We start from the raw sequence: 17,394 nt of genomic DNA on the forward strand, positions 1-17,394 counted from the left end.
AATCTAATAACTAATAAACGACGTAATGGTCGTCAGGGTAGTATTGCGTCGTTATCTCTGTTAAATCTTAATTTAAGAGTTACCCTATGAATATTAATATACTTGAAAAAATGAATAAGGTGCCCGGTGGGTTAATTATTATTCCACTGCTGGTGGCTATATTAATTAATACTTTCGCGCCCCAGGTGCTCAGCATTGGCGGCCCGACCACCGCCTTATTTAAAGTCGGTTCCAGCGCCATGATGGGCATATTTTTGCTCATTTGCGGAACCTCGATCAATATCCGTCAGGCCGGGTTGCCGCTCTATAAAGGCGCCGTGCTGCTGTTTCTCAAATGTCTGGCCGGGGCACTGGCGGTGTGGGTTGCGGGAACGTTGTTTGGCCCGAGCGGTTTTCTCGGAATATCGACCCTGGCGCTGATTGCCTGCCTGACCAGCTCGAACAGCTCCCTCTATATCGCATTGTGCAGCAACTATGGCGATGCCAGTGATGCCGGGGCGATCTCCGTATTCTGCATCAAGGATGGTCCGTTTGTTACCATGATGGTGCTGGGCGTCAGCGGCCTGGCCAATATTCCCTTCGCCGCGCTGCTGTCGATGCTGATCCCACTGCTGATTGGCATGCTGTGGGGCAATCTGGACGAACGCTTTAAACAGTTATGCGCTGCGGCGCAGCCGCTGGTGATCATTATTATGTCGTTCGCCATCGGCGCCAACTCCAGTATCAATACGGTGTTCACCGCCGGGCTGTCCGGGATCCTGTTGGGGATTATCTCCGCGCTAACCGGGATTGTGTTCTACTTTATCTACAACCTGTTTTTGAAGAAGAAAAGCGCGCTGGGCGCCGCGCTGGGAACCACCGCCGCCAGCTCGGCGCTGACGCCGGCGATGGTTGCCCAGGCGGATCCTTCGCTGGCGATGTACGTGGATGCCGCCACCGCGCAGCTGGCGACGGCGAGCATTATCACCATGATCACCGCGCCGATACTGGTCGCCTGGTTTGATAAACGGCTGAAAAAGCGTGCGCCAGCCGCTGAACCGCTGAAAGAGGTGAAAAGTGAAGAGAGCGTGACATTATCTTCCCCTGCCGCCAAAGGACACAAATAGTATGAGCGTGCCGTTGTATTCATTACGGATTACCGCCGTCGGGGAATATGTTGAGTACTCTCTGCAGGAGCTGCGGCTTATTTTATTCTCCGATGCCGTTCCCGACGATATTGCGAGTTATTGCGCTGTACACCAGGCCAGCGAACTGACCGCCGAGTTATCGCCTGGTCAGCAAATGAAATTAAATGATAAAAATTATCGGGTGACCGCGGTAGGCCGTGTGGCAACGGCAAATTTACGACAGCTTGGCCATATCACGCTAAATTTTGATGGCGCAGATATCGCTGAATTACCCGGGACGGTACACCTTTACGGCGAACCACCACAAATTATTCAGCCTGGCGACCAAATTTCGTTTTACCCGAATTGTCATTAAGACGTACTGTTAAATTAAGGAAATAACCATGAAAACAATCGCTATTGGTGCGGATGATGCCGCCTATGCTTTTCGCGATTCCATCGTCGCTTATTTGAATGGGTTGGGAATTAACGTCGCGGATTACAGCAGCGATAAACGCCAGGGGAGTACCGTTTATCCGGATGTTGCCCATGCGGTGGCGATGTCGATTAAACAGGGCGAACACGAGCGTGGGATCCTGATCTGCGGTACCGGCATTGGGATGAGTATTGTGGCCAATAAAGTCCCCGGGGTCCGCGCCGCACAGTGTCACGATACCTTCTCCGCCGAGCGAGCGCGTAAAAGTAACAACGCGCAGATTATTACCCTTGGCGCGCGGGTGATTGGCGCTGAGCTGGGCAAAAAAATTATTCAGGCGTGGCTTGAGTCCGAATATGAAGGCGGCGGATCCGCGCCCAAAGTGGAACGTATTGATTATTACGAACACCAGCATGCCAGAGATTAATCTCCGCAGTCGTAAGATAAGGAACAGATGATGAGCCAGTTAGACGAACTGAAAAAATACACCACGGTTGTTGCTGATACCGGCGATATTGAATCGATTAAAAAGTTTGCACCCCAGGATGCGACCACCAACCCCTCGCTGGTGCTGAAGGCCGCGCAGCTGCCGCAGTATCAGCCGCTGATTGCCGATGCGATTGGCAAGGCACGCCGCCAGGGAGGCAGCGCAGAAACGCAATTGATTAACGCCTGCGATCAGGTGGCAGTGGATATCGGCAGCGAGGTGCTGCGCCATGTGCCCGGGCGTATCTCCACCGAAGTGGATGCTCGCTTTGCCTGGGATCGCGGGATGTGCGTCGCGAAGGCGCGCAAGCTCATCCAGTTATATGAAAAAAATGGCATTGGTCCCGAGCGGATTCTAATTAAACTCGCCGCCACCTGGGAGGGCATTCGCGCTGCCGAAGAGCTGGAGCAGAGCGGTATAAACTGCAACCTGACGCTGCTGTTCTCTTTCGCTCAGGCCCGGGCGTGCGCCGAAGCGGGCGTCTTTCTCATCTCGCCCTTTGTGGGCCGCATCTACGACTGGTATCAGAAGCACCAGCCGCAGTCAGCCTATCAGGTGGACAGCGATCCGGGCGTGGTCTCTGTGCGCCAGATTTATCAGTATTACAAATCCCATGGCTATGACACGGTGGTAATGGGTGCCAGCTTCCGTCGAATTGAGCAGATCCAGGCGCTGGCGGGCTGCGATCGCCTGACTATCTCTCCGGCACTGCTGGACGAGCTGGCGGCCAGCGAAGGAGTGTTGACCCGCCAGTTGACCCCCGGCTGCGTGACGGAAACCCGTCCCAGCCCGATGACGCAGGCGGAGTTCCTCTGGCAGCATCATCAGGATCCCATGGCAGTGGAAAAACTAGCGGAAGGGATCCGACTGTTTGCTGTCGATCAGGTGAAACTGGAACAACAGATTCAGCAGATGCTGTAAGCCGCAGGGATAAAGACTGATGAAGACGACAAAAACCATTCGCTGCCAATGCGCCAACGCGCTGCGCGCCCTGAGCATGGACGCGCTACAGAAAGCCAAATCCGGCCACCCGGGGGCCCCGATGGGTATGGCTGACATTGCCGAAGTGCTGTGGCGTGATTTCCTGAACCATAACCCGAACAATCCGGCCTGGACTGACCGTGACCGTTTTGTGTTGTCAAATGGCCATGGTTCGATGCTGATTTACAGCCTGCTGCACCTCACTGGCTACGATCTGCCGATATCCGAGCTGAAAAACTTCCGCCAGCTGCACTCCAAAACCCCGGGTCACCCGGAAGTCGGCTACACCGCAGGCGTGGAAACCACCACCGGTCCGCTGGGCCAGGGTATCGCTAACGCGGTCGGGATGGCTATCGCCGAGAAAACCCTGGCGGCGCAGTTCAACCGTCCGGGACACGATATCGTCGACCACTACACCTACGCCTTCATGGGCGACGGCTGCAAGATGGAAGGCATTTCTCACGAAGTGTGCTCCCTGGCCGGTACCCTGAAACTGGGTAAACTGGTGGCGTTCTATGATGACAACGGCATCTCTATCGACGGCCACGTTGAAGGCTGGTTCACCGATGACACCGCGAAACGCTTTGAAGCCTACGGCTGGCACGTGGTGCGCGGCGTGGACGGTCACGACGCTGACGCCATCAAACGCGCGGTAGAAGAAGCGCGGGCGGTCACCGACAAACCGTCCCTGCTGATGTGCAAAACCATCATCGGTTTCGGTTCGCCGAACAAAGCCGGTACCCACGACTCCCACGGCGCGCCGCTGGGCGACGCCGAAATCGCCCTGACCCGCGAAGCGCTGGGCTGGAAACACGCGCCGTTTGACATCCCGTCTGACATCTATGCCCAGTGGGATGCCAAAGAAGCCGGCCAGGCGAAAGAAGCGGCGTGGAATGAGAAGTTCGCTGCCTACGCCAAAGCCTTCCCGCAGGAAGCAGCCGAATTCACCCGCCGTATGAAAGGCGAAATGCCGTCTGACTTCGACTCGAAAGCTAACGAGTTCATCGCGAAGCTGCAGGCCAACCCGGCGAAAATCGCCAGCCGTAAAGCCTCGCAGAACGCCATCGAAGCCTTCGGCCCGCTGCTGCCGGAATTCCTCGGCGGCTCCGCAGATCTCGCGCCGTCCAACCTGACCCTGTGGTCCGGTTCTAAGCCGATCAACGAAGACGCTGCCGGGAACTACATCCACTACGGCGTGCGCGAGTTCGGTATGACCGCTATCGCCAACGGTATCGCGCTGCACGGCGGCTTCCTGCCGTACACCTCCACCTTCCTGATGTTCGTGGAATACGCGCGTAACGCGGTACGTATGGCCGCGCTGATGAAACAGCGTCAGGTGATGGTCTACACCCACGACTCGATCGGTCTGGGCGAAGACGGCCCGACTCACCAGCCGGTAGAGCAGGTGGCTTCCCTGCGCGTGACCCCGAACATGTCCACCTGGCGTCCGTGTGACCAGGTGGAATCCGCGATTGCGTGGAAATATGGCGTGGAGCGTCAGGACGGCCCGACCGCGCTGATCCTCTCCCGTCAGAACCTGGCGCAGCAGGAGCGTACCGCAGAGCAGCTGGCGAACGTGGCCCGCGGCGGTTATGTGCTGAAAGATTGCGCCGGCCAGCCGGAGCTGATCTTCATCGCCACCGGTTCAGAAGTGGAGCTGGCGGTTGCCGCATGGGACAAACTGACTGCCGAATGCGTGAAGGCGCGCGTGGTTTCCATGCCGTCCACCGACGCGTTCGACAAGCAGGATGCGGCTTATCGCGAATCCGTACTGCCGAAAGCCGTGACCGCGCGCGTTGCCGTGGAAGCGGGTATCGCTGACTACTGGTTCAAATACGTTGGCCTGAACGGCGCTATCGTTGGCATGACCACCTTCGGTGAGTCTGCGCCGGCTGAGCAGCTGTTCGAGGAGTACGGCTTCACCGTCGATAACGTGGTTGCTAAAGCGAAAGCGCTGCTGTAAATCCCCACCGCTATCGCCCGGCCCGAAGTCGGGCGATACGCTCTCTGAGTAATGATCTTCCGGTCATGAGTTTGTCTTTTCCTTTCTGAACCATTTCCCACTCTATTTTGTGCGTGACCGCTGATTTCTGTACGTTTTTTTGTGCAGACCGGCAAATGTAGACCAGATTCAATAGGCGCCCGCACGATCGCGCCGCGCCCCTCGATTCCGCCGGACGTCTGTAAAGGAGACCCCGCCATGCCGTCACCGATGATTTATCAGGATCTCACCACTGCCGCGCTGCTCGGCCATGCGGCGCAGTATCACAGCGAGACCGAGATTGTCTCGGTGAGTACTGGCGGTGAGAAGGAGCGCAGCTGCTGGGGGGAGGTGGCCAGCCGTGCTCAGCGGCTGGCATCGGCGCTGGCGTCGCTGGGGCTGCCGCCGGGCGCCCGCTGCGCCACGCTGGCATGGAACAACCGCCGCCATCTGGAGATCTATTTTGCCGTCGCCTCCGGCGGCTGGGTGACGCATACCGTCAATCCGCGGCTGTCGGTTGACCATCTGCGGTATATCCTCAACGACGCTGCCGATGAAGTGCTGTTTTTTGACCAGACCTTTTTGCCGCTGGTAGCGCAGCTGCTGCCGCAGCTGCCGACGGTGAAACACGTCGTGCTGATGGAGTCCCGCAGCGAAGCGGCGCTCAGCCAGCTGCCCTCATTGCTGTTTTATGACGATCTGTTGCAGCAGGGGATGGCAGACTATCGCTGGCCGCAGCTCAATGAACTGACTCCGGCTTCGCTCTGCTACACCTCGGGAACCACCGGCCGGCCGAAAGGGGTGTTGAATACCCATCGTTCGCTGGTCCTGCACGCCCTGAGCGGCAACCAGCCGGACGCCGCCGGCATATCGGCGAAGGACAGCCTGTTGCCGGTGGTGCCGATGTTCCATGTCAACGCGTGGGGGACGCCGTTTATCGCCGCCATGGTCGGCGCGCGGCTGGTGCTGCCGGGGCCGCACCTCGATGGCGACAGCCTGCTGCAGCTGCTGGCCGCCGAGAAGGTGACGGTGGGGTTTGGCGTGCCGGTGATCTGGGCCGGCTTGCTGGCGGCGATGCGCCGGACAGAGGTCCGGCTGCCTGAATTTAAACGTGCGCTGGTCGGCGGCTCCGCGCTGCCGCCGTCGATGGCCGAGGCCTTTCAGCGTGATTACGGCATTGCGCTGACCCACGCCTGGGGAATGACCGAAACATCGCCCATCGGCACCATCAACACACCGTTGAGCAAACATGACGCGCTCCCGGCACAGGAGCAGCAAAAGCAGCGCGCCGGTCAGGGGCGGCCCATTTTCGGCATCGAACTGCAGGTGGTGGACGTGGATGGCGAACCGTTGCCCCGGGATGGTCAAAGCCAGGGGTATCTGCAGGTCAGAGGGCACTGGGTGGTAGAGCAATACTATGGTCAGGACGCGAGCGCCCTGACCGCGGCAGGCTGGTTTGATACCGGTGATATCGGTACGCTCGACGCCAATGGTTATCTGGTGATCAGCGATCGGGCAAAGGATATTATCAAGTCCGGTGGCGAGTGGATCTCCACCGTTGAGCTGGAGAATATCGCCATCGCGCATCCGGGGGTGCGCAGCGCGGCGGCCATCGCCGCCCGCCATCCGCGCTGGGACGAGCGGCCGGTGCTGCTGTGCGTCCGTGCGGAAGGGGGCGAAGTGGAGGAGACCGATCTGCTGAGCTGGTTTGAGAAGCGGGTGCCTAAATGGCAGATCCCGGACCGGGTGATATTTGTCGATGCGCTGCCGGTCAGCGCCACGGGTAAGGTGCTCAAAAATCAGCTGCGCCAGGCCTACGGAGAGATTTTAATGAGTGAGGGAAAATGAGCCATGCGCGACCCGGTCTGACGACCTGTTCTCAGTATGATGCGGCCCTGCACGCCTTGTCGGCGGCGCGCCAGCGCTGGGCGGAAACCTCAGTGAACCGTCGTCTGGCGCTCCTGCGCCAGATCAAGGATGCCCTGGCCGGCATTGCCTCGGCGTGGGTGGCCGCGGCAGCGGCGGCCAAAGGGTTGCCGGCGGGCGATCCGCTGGCGGGGGAAGAGTGGCTGGCGGGCCCCTGCGCGCTAATGGTCGGCTGCAACGGGCTTATCGCCACCCTGGAGCAACTGGAGGAGAAGACCTTTCTGCGGCGGATCCCGCTGCGGACGCTGGCGGACGGCCGCCTGGCGCTGCGGGTGGTGCCCGGCACGCTCTGGGATCGGCTGCTTCTGTCTGGTGTTCGCGCTGAGATATGGATGCAGCCAGGCGTCACCCGGGCCCATCTCGACCGCTATGCGGCGCGGGCATACGACATCCCGCCTGCCGCGCGGCAGGGCAAGCTGGCGCTGGTGCTTGGCGCCGGCAATGTGGCCTCGATTGCGCCACTGGATGTGCTACACAAGCTGTTTATTGAGAATCAGGTCTGCCTGCTGAAGCTCAATCCGGTGAATGATTATCTGCACGATCTGCTGGCCCAGGCCCTGGCGCCGGTGATTGCCATGGATGCGCTCCGCATCGTCACCGGCGACGCCCGGGCGGGAGCGTGGCTGACTACCCATCCCGCTGTCGATGAGATCCATATCACTGGCTCCCGCGACACCCATGACGTCATCGTCTGGGGCGAGGGTGAGACGGCTCGCCAGCGTCGGGCCGCCGGGACGCCGCTGAACCCGCGTCGGGTGACCTCGGAGCTGGGCGGCGTCAGCCCCACCATTATCGTACCCGGGCCGTGGAGCGAGGCGGACATCGCTTTTCAGGCGCAGCAGCTGGCGACGCAGAAGATGAACAACGGCGGGTTTAACTGCGTGGCCAGCCAGGTGCTGATCCTGCAGCAAGGCTGGGAGCCTGCGACGGCCTTGCTGAATCAGCTGTACCGACTGATCGCCGCGAATACCCGCCCGGACTACTACCCCGGCGCTGAAAACCGGCTGACCGACTTTCGCCTGCGCGCCCGTCAGCCGCTGGAGATAGCCCGCGGTGACGCGCTACCGTTGATTGTGGCGAATACCGACGATGATCCCGGGTTCTGCCAGCAGGAGGTCTTTGGCCCGGGGCTGTCGGTCACCCGTCTTGAGGCCGATAGTGCGGAAAGCTTTCTGCGCCAGGCGATCGGCTATGCGAATCAGCGGCTGCAGGGCACGCTGGGGGCCAATATTGTGATCCACCCGCGCACCCGCAAAGCGATTGGACGTAAGCGTTTTAATGCGCTGATCGCCGAGCTGCGCTACGGCACGGTGGCGATCAACTGCTGGAGCGGGGTGGCCTTCCTGTTAGCCCCTTGCCCGTGGGGGGCGTTTCCCGGCCACACGCTCGACGATATTCAGAGCGGGCGGGGCAAGGTGCATAACAGATTTATGCTGGAGAAAACGGAGCGCACGGTGATTGAGGCGCCGTTTCGGCCGTTTCCGCGTAGTCTTTGGCATGGCGAACTGACGCTGATGCCCCTGCCGCCCTGGTTCATCACCCACCGGGGGCAGGAAGCGGTGGCGCAGCGGCTGGTGGATTTTTACCATCGGCCGCGCTGGCGCAAATTGCCGGCGCTCCTCTGGCGCGCGCTGCGGGGCTAAGGTGAGAGCAAAAAAAAGGGCGGAACCGCGGTTCCGCCCTGCGGGATTAACGGCCCGCTTTCAGCTTCTGGTAATACTCTTCATAAATGGCGCTGGCGCTGCCGACGTCATTCTGCCATTCGCCTTTCTCAATGGTTGCGGCGTCCGGATAGAGCGATTTATCGTTGGCCACTGCCGGGCTGAGCATCTTGCGCGCCGCAAGGTTCGGCGTCGGATAACCGATGGTTTCAGCGACCTGTTTGGCGACATCCGGGCGCAGCAGGAAGTTAATCAGCTTCAGCGCGCCGTCGACGTTTTTGGCGTTCGCCGGGATCGACAGGCTGTCCATCCAGAAGATGCCGCCCTCTTTCGGCCAGATCACTTCCAGCGGAGTACCTGCCTGGCGGGCGACGTAAGCCGAGCCGTTCCATACCATCCCGAGGTTCACTTCGCCTTCCATATACGGGTTCGCCGGGTTATCAGAGTTAAACGCTGCGACGTTGGGCATCAGCTTTTTCAGCTCGTTATAGGCGGCTTCAATCTCTTTCGGGTCGGTGGTGTTGCCGGAATAGCCCAGCTTACGCAGCGCCATCTGGAACACTTCGCGCGCGTCGTCGGTCAGCAGCAGGCTGCTTTTGTATTCCGGCTTCCACAGGTCGGCCCAGCTGGTGATAGTTTTCGGGTCAATCGCCTCGCTGTTGACGCCGATGGCCGTCGCCCCCCAGATATAGGGGATGGAGTAGTCGTTATTCGGATCGAACGGTTTATTCAGCATCTGCGGATCGAGGTTGCTGAAGTTAGTCAGCTTGCTCTTATCGATCTTCTGCAGCATGCCTTCTTTGCGCATCTTGTCGACAAAGTAGGTCGACGGGACGACCAGGTCGTACGCGCCGTCTTTATAGGTTTTGAGCTTGGCGTACATGGTTTCGTTCGACTCGTAGGTCGAATAGATAACCTTGATGCCGGTCTCTTTGGTGAACTGCTCCAGCAGGCCCGGCGGCACATACTCGGTCCAGTTATAGAAATAGAGCGTTTTGCTATCGTCCGCGTGCGCAGCGCCCATGCCGATTGCCAGAGCGCTCGCCGCGAGCAGGTGGCGTGACCATTTTTTCATTTTAACGTCCCCTGAGTTTTATCACGTGCAATTAACTGACTGGCGATGACCATCACCAGCGACAGAACCAACAAAATCGTGGCCAGGGCGTTCACCTCTGGCGAAACGCCAACCTTGACCATCGAATAGATCTTCAGTGGCAGGATTTCATACCCCGGACCGGTCACGAACGAGGAGACTACCACGTCATCCATCGACAGGGTGAAGCTCAGCAACCACCCAGCGGCTACCGCCGGCAGGGCCAGCGGCAGGATAATTTTGCGCAGGATGGTCATCTCGCTGGCGCCCAGATCTTTCGCCGCCTCCAGCATCCGCACGTCAAAGCCTTTCAGGCGGGAGTAAACGGTGACCACCACAAACGGCAGGCAGAAGGTGATATGCGAAAACAGCAGCGACCAGAAACCAAGCTGGACGCCGATCAGCATAAACAGCACCAGCAGAGAGATGGCCATCACAATATCTGGCGACATCATCACCACAAACAGCATGCCGCTGACAAACGGTTTGCCGCGAAAGCGGTAACGGTACAGCGCCACGGCGGTCAGCGAGCCGATAAGGGTGGCGAAGGTCGCTGACAGCACCGCCATGGTCAGCGAGTGCTGGGCGGCCTGCAGCAGGCTATCGTTGTTCATCAGCAGGCTATACCAGTCGGTGGTGAACCCCTGCCAGTTGATGCCGAAGCGCGACCGGTTAAACGAGTTAACGATCAGAATAATAATAGGGATGTAGAGATACGCGTAGATGGCGGTCATAAAGCCGCCGCGCAGCAGTCGACCGATCATTCCAGCTCCACCTTTTTATTAAGCAGGCGCGCCGCGCGCCAGTAAATCAACAGCATCAGGCCCATCACCAGGGTTAAGGTAATGCTGGTTGCCGCGCCGAACGGCCAGTCGCGGATATTGAGGAACTGGCTTTTGATCACGTTGCCGATCAGCAGGTTCTTGGCGCCGCCCATCAGGTCGGAAACGTAGAACAACCCCATCGCCGGCAGCATCACCAGCAGACAGCCGGCGATGATCCCCGGCATAGTCAGCGGGATGATAATGCGAATAAAGGTCTGCAGCTTGCTGGCGCCGAGATCTTTCGCCGCTTCCAGCTGCGGGCGATCCAGTTTCTCAATGCTGGAGTAGAGCGGCATCACCATAAACGGCAGCAGGATGTACACCAGGCCGATGATCACCGCCGAGGGGGTGAACATAATGCGTATCGGGGTGTCGATCACCCCCAGCCACAGCAGAAACTCGTTCAGGTAACCTTTAGTGCTGAGGAAAATCTTCAGCCCGTAGATGCGGATCAACGAGTTGGTCCAAAAAGGGACGATCAGCAGGAACAGCAGCAGGGGCCGTACCTTCTGCGGCAGCCGGGCGAGGAACCACGCAAACGGATAGCCCAGCGCCAGGCAGGCGAGGGTCGCCAGTAGCGCCATGTTTAGCGAATGCAGCAGAACGTCATAATAGAGCGGATCCAGTAGCCGCGAATAGTTATCCAGCGTGAAGACCCGTTTGACGAAGTTGGCATCGTCGCGGGTCAAAAAGCTGGTGGCGATGATCATCAGGTTGGGCAGGAAGACAAACAGCACCAGCCAACCGACGATAGTGGCGATCACCACATTCTGGAATTTACTGGTGTTCTTCATCGGCCAGCACCACCTCCCAGCTTTCCACCCAATTGATAGACATTTTCTGGTCAAGAGAGTGGTCGAAATCCGGGTCGTCTTCGTTAAAGAACTCGCTGACCATCACCATTTTGCCGTTCTCCAGTTCCACCACCGATTCCAGAGTCATGCCTTTATAGTTGCGCTCGCGGACATAGCCGATCAGGCCATCGGCGTCGCTGTTATGGTGGATCTCGTCGACGCGCAGATCTTCCGGGCGCAGCAGGACATGCAGACGCTGGCCGGCCTCCACGGCAAAATTGACGGTGATGTTGCATTCCCGTCCTTCAACGCGGGCGCGCACGCGCTGTTCGTCGAGACGTTCAATTACCGTGGCGTCAAAGATATTGATCTCGCCGATAAAGCTGGCGACAAACAGGTTCTTCGGCTCTTCGTAGATCTCTCGCGGGGTGCCGTCCTGTTCGATTTTGCCATCACGCATCACCACGATGCGATCGGACATGGTCAGAGCCTCTTCCTGATCGTGGGTGACGAAGACGAAGGTGATCCCGAGCTTACGCTGCAGCGCTTTCAGTTCGTTCTGCATCTGCTTGCGCAGCTTGTAATCCAGTGCCGAAAGAGACTCATCGAGCAGCAGCAGACGCGGTTTGTTGACCACCGCGCGGGCGATGGCCACGCGCTGCTGCTGGCCGCCGGAGAGCTGGTGCGGTTTGCGCTGGGCAAACGCCTCCAACTGCACCATCTTTAAGGCATCCATCACCCGTGGGGTGATTTCCGCCGCCGGTGTTTTCTGCATCCGCAGGCCAAAGGCGACGTTCTCGAACACCGTCATATGCGGAAACAGGGCGTAGCTTTGGAATACGGTATTGACGTGGCGGTTTTCCGCCGGAACATGAGTGATATCGTGATCTTCGAGATGGATCCGTCCGCTGTCGACGTTTTCCAGGCCGGCAATAAGGCGCAGAACGGTGGTTTTACCGCAGCCAGAGGGGCCAAGCAGAGTGAGAAACTCACCATTGTTGATGGTCAGGTTAAGGTTGTCGATGACCGTTTTACCATCAAAGCTCTTGCGAATTCCCGCCAGATGCACCAGCGGCGAACGCGAACGCGGTTGTATATTCAATTTTTGACTCTGTCCCATGTAGACGCAACGGCAAATTTCCGGCCGCTGCGGGGTTTGTGATTAACCACCTTTGGGGTTGCACGTTTTTAATAAGGGCCAGCATTCTACGGCAAACGAGGGTAATCGCCAATCCTTGATACGCCCGCATAGTCTACCTTTACACCATAACGTCGGTTCCGTTATTAAATTTCGCTTTACGGGCTAAAAATGACCTGACGCAATATTTGTCTTTTCTGGCTTATGAATAATGTTGTCACAAAAGAAGAGGGTGGCTACATGGATAAATTGCTTGAGCGTTTTTTGCAGTACGTTTCTTTGGACACGCAGTCAAAGCCTGGCGTTCGTCAGGTCCCCAGCACGGAAGGGCAGTGGAAGCTGTTACGCCTGTTGCAGGCGCAGCTGGAAGAAATGGGACTGGTCAAGGTAACGCTGAGTGAAAAAGGGACGGTAATGGGAACTTTGCCCGCTAACGTTGAGGGCGATATCCCGGCCATCGGTTTTATCTCCCACGTCGACACCTCCCCGGATTTCAGTGGTAAAAACGTTAATCCGCAGATTGTTGAAAACTATCGCGGCGGCGATATCGCGCTGGGTATCGGCGATGAGGTGCTCTCCCCGGTGATGTTCCCGGTTCTGCATCAGCTTTTGGGACAGACGCTGATCACCACCGACGGGAAAACGCTGCTCGGGGCGGACGACAAAGCCGGCATTGCCGAAATTATGACCGCGCTGGCGACCCTGCAGGCGAAAAATATTCCTCATGGCGATATCCGCGTGGCCTTCACCCCTGATGAAGAGGTGGGTAAAGGGGCGAAGCATTTCGACGTCGAGGCCTTTGACGCCCGCTGGGCCTATACCGTCGACGGCGGCGGGGTCGGCGAACTGGAGTTTGAAAACTTCAACGCCGCCTCGGTGACGATAAAAATTGTCGGTAATAACGTGCACCCCGGCACCGCGAAAGGGGTGATGGTCAACGCGCTGTCGCTGGCCGCGCGCATTCATGCCGAAGTACCGGCCGATGAAGCGCCGGAGACCACTGAAGGCTATGAAGGTTTTTATCACCTCACCAGCATGAAAGGCAGCGTCGATCGGGCCGAGATGCATTACATCATCCGCGATTTTGACCGTAAGCACTTCGAGGCGCGCAAGCGCAAGATCATGGAGATCGCCAAAAAGGTCGGCAAGGGACTGCACCCGGACTGTTATATTGAGCTGGTGATCGAGGACAGTTATTACAACATGCATGAGCAGGTGATCGCCCATCCGCACGTGGTCGATATTGCCCGCCAGGCGATGGTGGACTGCGATATTGAACCGCAGATGAAGCCGATCCGCGGCGGCACCGACGGCGCGCAGCTCTCATTTATGGGACTGCCGTGCCCAAACCTGTTTACCGGCGGCTACAACTATCACGGCAAACATGAGTTTGTCACCCTGGAAGGAATGGAGAAAGCGGTGCAGGTGATCGTGCGTATCGCCGAGCTGACGGCGGCACGCAAAGGGCATTAATCTTCTCAGGCGGCCCGGTAAGGCCGCGTGTCGGACAAGATGCCGGATGGCGGCTTCGCCTTATCCGGCCTACGGTCCAGCCGATGAGCGCGGAACCCGTAGGCCCGGCAAGCGCGGCGCCGCCGGGCAGGATGATGGCTCAGTCGCCAAAGAACCAATAGCCGCTGTTGACCAGCGCTGCCAGCATGGCGAGGAAAGAAGGATCTTCCAGCGCATCGCCAAAATGGTCGGCGCGCAGCGTCAGATGGGTGGCTAAGGCGTCCAGCGCCGGACGGTGCGGGGAGTTGATCTTCTCGCCGTTAACGAATACCTCGCCGTCAATGCGCAGCACCCGCAGGCCGCCCAGGCGTTCCAGGGTATCGCCCTGCTGCAGGGCATCGTAAATCTCATCTGGCTGATACGGCGGCTCCGGCGGCGCGACGTCGAGCTCATGACGCGACTGGGTGATAAACTCGCCGAACCACTGCTTAAAGTGCTCCGGTTGGTTAATCAGACCCAGCATCATCTCGCGCAGGCGGTCGAGTTCGGTCGGTAAAATATCCGCCGGATGGTCGCGGGACGGCACGTCCGGATCGGCGTAGCGCTGGCTGCCCAGTTCGCGCTGAAGGACATAGTCGGCAAAGCCGCTAAACAGCTCGCGGGCATTCGGCGCGCGATAGCCGACCGAATAGTTAAGCGAGTTTTCCAGCGAATAACCCTCATGCGGGAATCCCGGCGGAATATAGAGAATATCGCCAGGCTCCATCTCTTCATCGATGATCGCCTCGAAGGGGTCAACCTGCAGCAGGTCCGGATGCGGGCAGTGCTGTTTCATCGGCACCTTTTCCCCAACGCGCCAGCGCCGACGGCCGGTGCCCTGAATGATAAACACATCATACTGATCCAGATGCGGGCCGACGCCGCCTCCCGGCACCGAGAAGGAGATCATCAGGTCGTCGATACGCCAGTCCGGCAGGGCACGGAACGGATGCATCAGCGCTGCGGACGGTTCATGCCAGTGGTTAACCGCCTGCACCAGCAGGGACCAGTTGTTTTCGCTCAGGTGATCGTAGCTTTCGAAAGGACCGTGACTGACCTGCCATTTTCCATCCTGATGGCTGACAAGGCGGCTATCGACCTCGCTCTCCATGGCCAGTCCTGCCAGTTCGTCCGGGCTTATGGGGTCGATAAAATTGGCGAAGCCGCGCTTCAATACCACCGGCCGTTTTTGCCAGTAGCGTTCGATAAAGTCGGGCCAGTTAAGCGTTAATTGATAATCCATATTGATATTCCACTGCAGGTGTCTGACAGGGATTATAACGGATGCGGCGCCCTGGCGATGCAGGCGCCGTGAAAAATCTCAACGATTAACTCTGTTTATCTTCCATCTGCTGGCGGCCAAACACCACCTCCATGCAGGCGCCGCCGAGCAGGCTTTCCCCGGCGATGATCTCTCCATCATATTGTTCGACAATTTCACGCGCAACGGAGAGCCCTACCCCCTGGCCGGGACGCAGGGTATCAGCCCGCTGGCCGCGGTCGAAAACGGCCCGGCGCTGGCTCTGCGGGATCCCCGGCCCATCGTCTTCCACCAGGATGTGCAGATGGCTGTCGGTGGTCTGGCGCACGGAAACTTCCACGAACTCCAGACAATACTTACAGGCGTTATCAAGAACGTTACCCATCACTTCCATAAAATCGTTCTGCTCGCCGACAAAAGTGATCTCCGGCGAGATGTCGAGCGAGATATTGACCCCTTTGCGCTGATAGACCTTGTTGAGAGCGGAAGTCAGGCTGTCAAGCAGGGGGGCGATCGGGTGTAATTCCCGGCTCAAGAGGGTGCCGCCGCTGCGCATGCTGGCGCGATGCAGGTAATAACCAATCTGCTGCGAGATGCGGCTTATCTGCTCCAGCATCACCGGCTCCGCCTCGTCGACGCTGATCTTCTCGCCGCGCAGCGAGCGCAGTGTACTCTGCATCACCGCCAGCGGCGTTTTCAGACTGTGAGTGAGATCGGTGAGGGTAGTGCGGTATTTGTCATAGCGTTCGCGCTCGCTGCGAACCAGGCGGTTGAGGTTGCTGACCAGCCGGGTCAGCTCGCGAGTGGTGTTGGGATTGAGCTTTTCGCGGTGATGTTCCTCCAGTTCGCGCACCTCTTTGGCCAGCGACTCAATGGGCCGCAGGCTCCACCAGGCGGCGACCCACAGCAGGGGGATCACCAGCAGCAGGTTGGCGGCCAGCACATAGACAAACCAGCTCCACACCATATAGCTGCGCTTGAGCTCCACCGGAATGGTGTCGACCACCACAATGCTGAGCTGAGGCATTTTGCTGGTGGCCGGGTAGAGGTTGATCGCCACCGAGTGGGTCATCTCAGAGTCGTCGCCCTGTTCGCGGATAGCGTCCAGCTGTTCCTGAATCTCATGGTTATTGCGCAACAGCATACTGCTGCTGTCGACATCGGCTTCAATCTCATGGAAGCCATTGCGTTTCAGCCATTCCGGTTGAATGCGTTTCGCCAGCCAGGGAACATCACGCTGCGCCCACAGCAGTTTGCCCTGCTCATCGTAGATAAGGGTCACCGTCGGGCTTTCCATATTCAGGTTTTCCGGGATGTCGACGTCAATAGCGCCGTTTTCCCATCTCGCCAGCATATAAAAGAGATTGCTCTCGCCGCGCAGCAGGCGAAAGGTGGTTTTATCGAAGCTAACGCTATAGCCCACCAGGGCCACCATGCCGTAGGCCAGGGAGAGCACCAGCACCACCCCGGCGGTCGCCAGCAGGAAGCGAACCCGTAATGACAGCGGGAAGATATGCCGCAACAGTCCCTTCATCAGCGCAGTTCGAACAGATAGCCCTGGCCGCGCACCGTGGTGATGACGTCCTGTGGGTATTCAGCCTGAATTTTCTTGCGCAGCCGACCCATCAGCACGTCGATGGTGTGGCTTTCTCGCAGTTCGGCATCCGGGTAAAGCTGGAGCATCAGCGAATCTTTGCTGACCACTTTGCCGCGGTTACGGATCAGGGTTTCCATAATGGTGTATTCAAAGGCGGTCAGCTTGATCGGCTGGTCATTCACCGACAGCTCGCGCCGGGAGAGGTCGACCTGGAACGGCGGCAGGGAGATCACCTGCGAGGCCAGGCCGCTGTTACGGCGCAGCAGCGCCTGCATGCGGGCGGCAACCTCTTCAATATGGAAAGGCTTGGTGACGTAATCATCCGCCCCGGCGCTCAGCACTTCCACTTTATCCTGCCATCCTTCGCGGGCGGTCAGCACCAGCACCGGCAGCGACACGTCGTGGCTGCGCCAGCGGCGGATCAGTGATAAACCGTCTTCATCCGGCAGGCCGAGATCGACGATGGCGATATCCGGGAGATGTTCGCCCAGATAGTAGTCCGCTTCCCTGGCATCTTCCGCCGCATCGACCTGATGGCCCAGCTCCTGCAGCTGAACTTTGAGGTGGTGACGCAGCAGGGCATTATCCTCAACCACGAGTACGCGCATGGCTGTTCTC

At 58.7% G+C, this 17,394-nt stretch carries 15 protein-coding genes; 8 read left to right on the plus strand and 7 right to left on the minus strand.

What is annotated here, in order from left to right:
• Positions 1–86 precede the first annotated feature (86 nt).
• The 7 genes from DR88_RS16940 (at position 87) to DR88_RS16910 (ending at position 8,560) form a co-directional block, all read left to right on the plus strand.
• Positions 87–1,106, plus strand: a complete 1,020-nt coding sequence (locus DR88_RS16940; protein ID WP_004140602.1) for a 2-keto-3-deoxygluconate permease — start codon at positions 87–89, stop codon at positions 1,104–1,106.
• A gap of 1 nt (position 1,107) precedes the next feature.
• Entirely contained in the window at positions 1,108–1,482 is a 375-nt protein-coding gene (locus DR88_RS16935; protein WP_015958189.1) for a PTS glucitol/sorbitol transporter subunit IIA, read from the plus strand.
• 28 nt (positions 1,483–1,510) lie between these two features.
• The gene (rpiB, locus tag DR88_RS16930; RefSeq protein ID WP_004179338.1) at positions 1,511–1,969 is read left to right on the plus strand and encodes a ribose 5-phosphate isomerase B; all 459 of its coding nucleotides are present in this window, start codon (positions 1,511–1,513) and stop codon (positions 1,967–1,969) included.
• 30 nt (positions 1,970–1,999) lie between these two features.
• A complete protein-coding gene (gene tal, locus DR88_RS16925; RefSeq protein WP_004147958.1) occupies positions 2,000–2,950 on the plus strand; it encodes a transaldolase in 951 nt (316 codons plus the stop codon).
• Positions 2,951–2,969: 19 nt separating this feature from the next.
• Positions 2,970–4,973, plus strand: a complete 2,004-nt coding sequence (gene tkt / locus DR88_RS16920) for a transketolase (protein WP_032443837.1) — start codon at positions 2,970–2,972, stop codon at positions 4,971–4,973.
• Between the two features lie 237 nt (positions 4,974–5,210).
• Complete coding sequence (locus DR88_RS16915; RefSeq protein WP_004183652.1) at positions 5,211–6,839, plus strand: long-chain fatty acid--CoA ligase; 1,629 nt, start codon at positions 5,211–5,213, stop codon at positions 6,837–6,839.
• Complete coding sequence (locus DR88_RS16910; protein WP_004147962.1) at positions 6,836–8,560, plus strand: aldehyde dehydrogenase family protein; 1,725 nt, start codon at positions 6,836–6,838, stop codon at positions 8,558–8,560. The genes DR88_RS16915 and DR88_RS16910 overlap by 4 nt, the downstream gene beginning before the upstream one ends.
• A gap of 46 nt (positions 8,561–8,606) precedes the next feature.
• Here the strand turns inward: DR88_RS16910 and potD are convergent, their stop codons facing one another.
• Genes potD through potA form a run of 4 tightly spaced genes read right to left on the minus strand, consistent with a single transcriptional unit; the run spans position 8,607 to position 12,409 of the window.
• The gene (gene potD, locus DR88_RS16905; RefSeq protein WP_004140590.1) at positions 8,607–9,653 is read right to left on the minus strand and encodes a spermidine/putrescine ABC transporter substrate-binding protein PotD; all 1,047 of its coding nucleotides are present in this window, start codon (positions 9,651–9,653) and stop codon (positions 8,607–8,609) included.
• A complete protein-coding gene (gene potC / locus DR88_RS16900; RefSeq protein WP_004150813.1) occupies positions 9,650–10,435 on the minus strand; it encodes a spermidine/putrescine ABC transporter permease PotC in 786 nt (261 codons plus the stop codon). Before potC ends, potD begins: the two co-directional genes overlap by 4 nt.
• Positions 10,432–11,289, minus strand: a complete 858-nt coding sequence (potB, locus tag DR88_RS16895; protein ID WP_004147965.1) for a spermidine/putrescine ABC transporter permease PotB — start codon at positions 11,287–11,289, stop codon at positions 10,432–10,434. The genes potC and potB overlap by 4 nt, the downstream gene beginning before the upstream one ends.
• Positions 11,273–12,409, minus strand: a complete 1,137-nt coding sequence (gene potA / locus DR88_RS16890) for a spermidine/putrescine ABC transporter ATP-binding protein PotA (protein WP_004147966.1) — start codon at positions 12,407–12,409, stop codon at positions 11,273–11,275. Before potA ends, potB begins: the two co-directional genes overlap by 17 nt.
• A 258-nt stretch (positions 12,410–12,667) precedes the next feature.
• Here potA and pepT point away from each other — a divergent pair, with 258 nt between their 5' ends.
• Positions 12,668–13,900 carry a peptidase T gene (gene pepT, locus DR88_RS16885; RefSeq protein WP_023316671.1) on the plus strand — a complete coding sequence of 411 codons (1,233 nt, stop codon included), beginning with the start codon at positions 12,668–12,670 and terminating at the stop codon, positions 13,898–13,900.
• A gap of 139 nt (positions 13,901–14,039) precedes the next feature.
• On the opposite strand, the gene DR88_RS16880 is transcribed toward pepT, so the two are convergent.
• From DR88_RS16880 to phoP, 3 genes are all read right to left on the minus strand, one after another.
• The gene (locus DR88_RS16880) at positions 14,040–15,161 is read right to left on the minus strand and encodes a ribosomal protein uL16 3-hydroxylase (RefSeq protein ID WP_004147968.1); all 1,122 of its coding nucleotides are present in this window, start codon (positions 15,159–15,161) and stop codon (positions 14,040–14,042) included.
• An 85-nt stretch (positions 15,162–15,246) separates the two neighbouring features.
• Positions 15,247–16,713, minus strand: coding sequence for a two-component system sensor histidine kinase PhoQ (gene phoQ / locus DR88_RS16875; protein ID WP_004147969.1), 1,467 nt, complete (start codon positions 16,711–16,713; stop codon positions 15,247–15,249).
• Complete coding sequence (phoP, locus tag DR88_RS16870) at positions 16,713–17,384, minus strand: two-component system response regulator PhoP (RefSeq protein ID WP_004150807.1); 672 nt, start codon at positions 17,382–17,384, stop codon at positions 16,713–16,715. Before phoP ends, phoQ begins: the two co-directional genes overlap by 1 nt.
• Positions 17,385–17,394: the final 10 nt, after the last annotated feature.

Source organism: Klebsiella pneumoniae, assembly GCF_000742135.1.
GTDB classification, from domain to species: domain Bacteria; phylum Pseudomonadota; class Gammaproteobacteria; order Enterobacterales; family Enterobacteriaceae; genus Klebsiella; species Klebsiella pneumoniae.

Coding starts and splice junctions, on each gene's coding strand:
- potC (WP_004150813.1), bottom strand. CDS start 10,435: ATGATCGGTCGACTGCTGCGCGGCGGCTTTATGACCGCCATCTACGCG.
- potA (WP_004147966.1), bottom strand. CDS start 12,409: ATGGGACAGAGTCAAAAATTGAATATACAACCGCGTTCGCGTTCGCCG.
- DR88_RS16910 (WP_004147962.1), top strand. CDS start 6,836: ATGAGCCATGCGCGACCCGGTCTGACGACCTGTTCTCAGTATGATGCG.
- potB (WP_004147965.1), bottom strand. CDS start 11,289: ATGAAGAACACCAGTAAATTCCAGAATGTGGTGATCGCCACTATCGTC.
- DR88_RS16915 (WP_004183652.1), top strand. CDS start 5,211: ATGCCGTCACCGATGATTTATCAGGATCTCACCACTGCCGCGCTGCTC.
- rpiB (WP_004179338.1), top strand. CDS start 1,511: ATGAAAACAATCGCTATTGGTGCGGATGATGCCGCCTATGCTTTTCGC.
- DR88_RS16940 (WP_004140602.1), top strand. CDS start 87: ATGAATATTAATATACTTGAAAAAATGAATAAGGTGCCCGGTGGGTTA.
- phoP (WP_004150807.1), bottom strand. CDS start 17,384: ATGCGCGTACTCGTGGTTGAGGATAATGCCCTGCTGCGTCACCACCTC.
- DR88_RS16935 (WP_015958189.1), top strand. CDS start 1,108: ATGAGCGTGCCGTTGTATTCATTACGGATTACCGCCGTCGGGGAATAT.
- phoQ (WP_004147969.1), bottom strand. CDS start 16,713: ATGAAGGGACTGTTGCGGCATATCTTCCCGCTGTCATTACGGGTTCGC.
- tal (WP_004147958.1), top strand. CDS start 2,000: ATGAGCCAGTTAGACGAACTGAAAAAATACACCACGGTTGTTGCTGAT.
- pepT (WP_023316671.1), top strand. CDS start 12,668: ATGGATAAATTGCTTGAGCGTTTTTTGCAGTACGTTTCTTTGGACACG.
- potD (WP_004140590.1), bottom strand. CDS start 9,653: ATGAAAAAATGGTCACGCCACCTGCTCGCGGCGAGCGCTCTGGCAATC.
- DR88_RS16880 (WP_004147968.1), bottom strand. CDS start 15,161: ATGGATTATCAATTAACGCTTAACTGGCCCGACTTTATCGAACGCTAC.
- tkt (WP_032443837.1), top strand. CDS start 2,970: ATGAAGACGACAAAAACCATTCGCTGCCAATGCGCCAACGCGCTGCGC.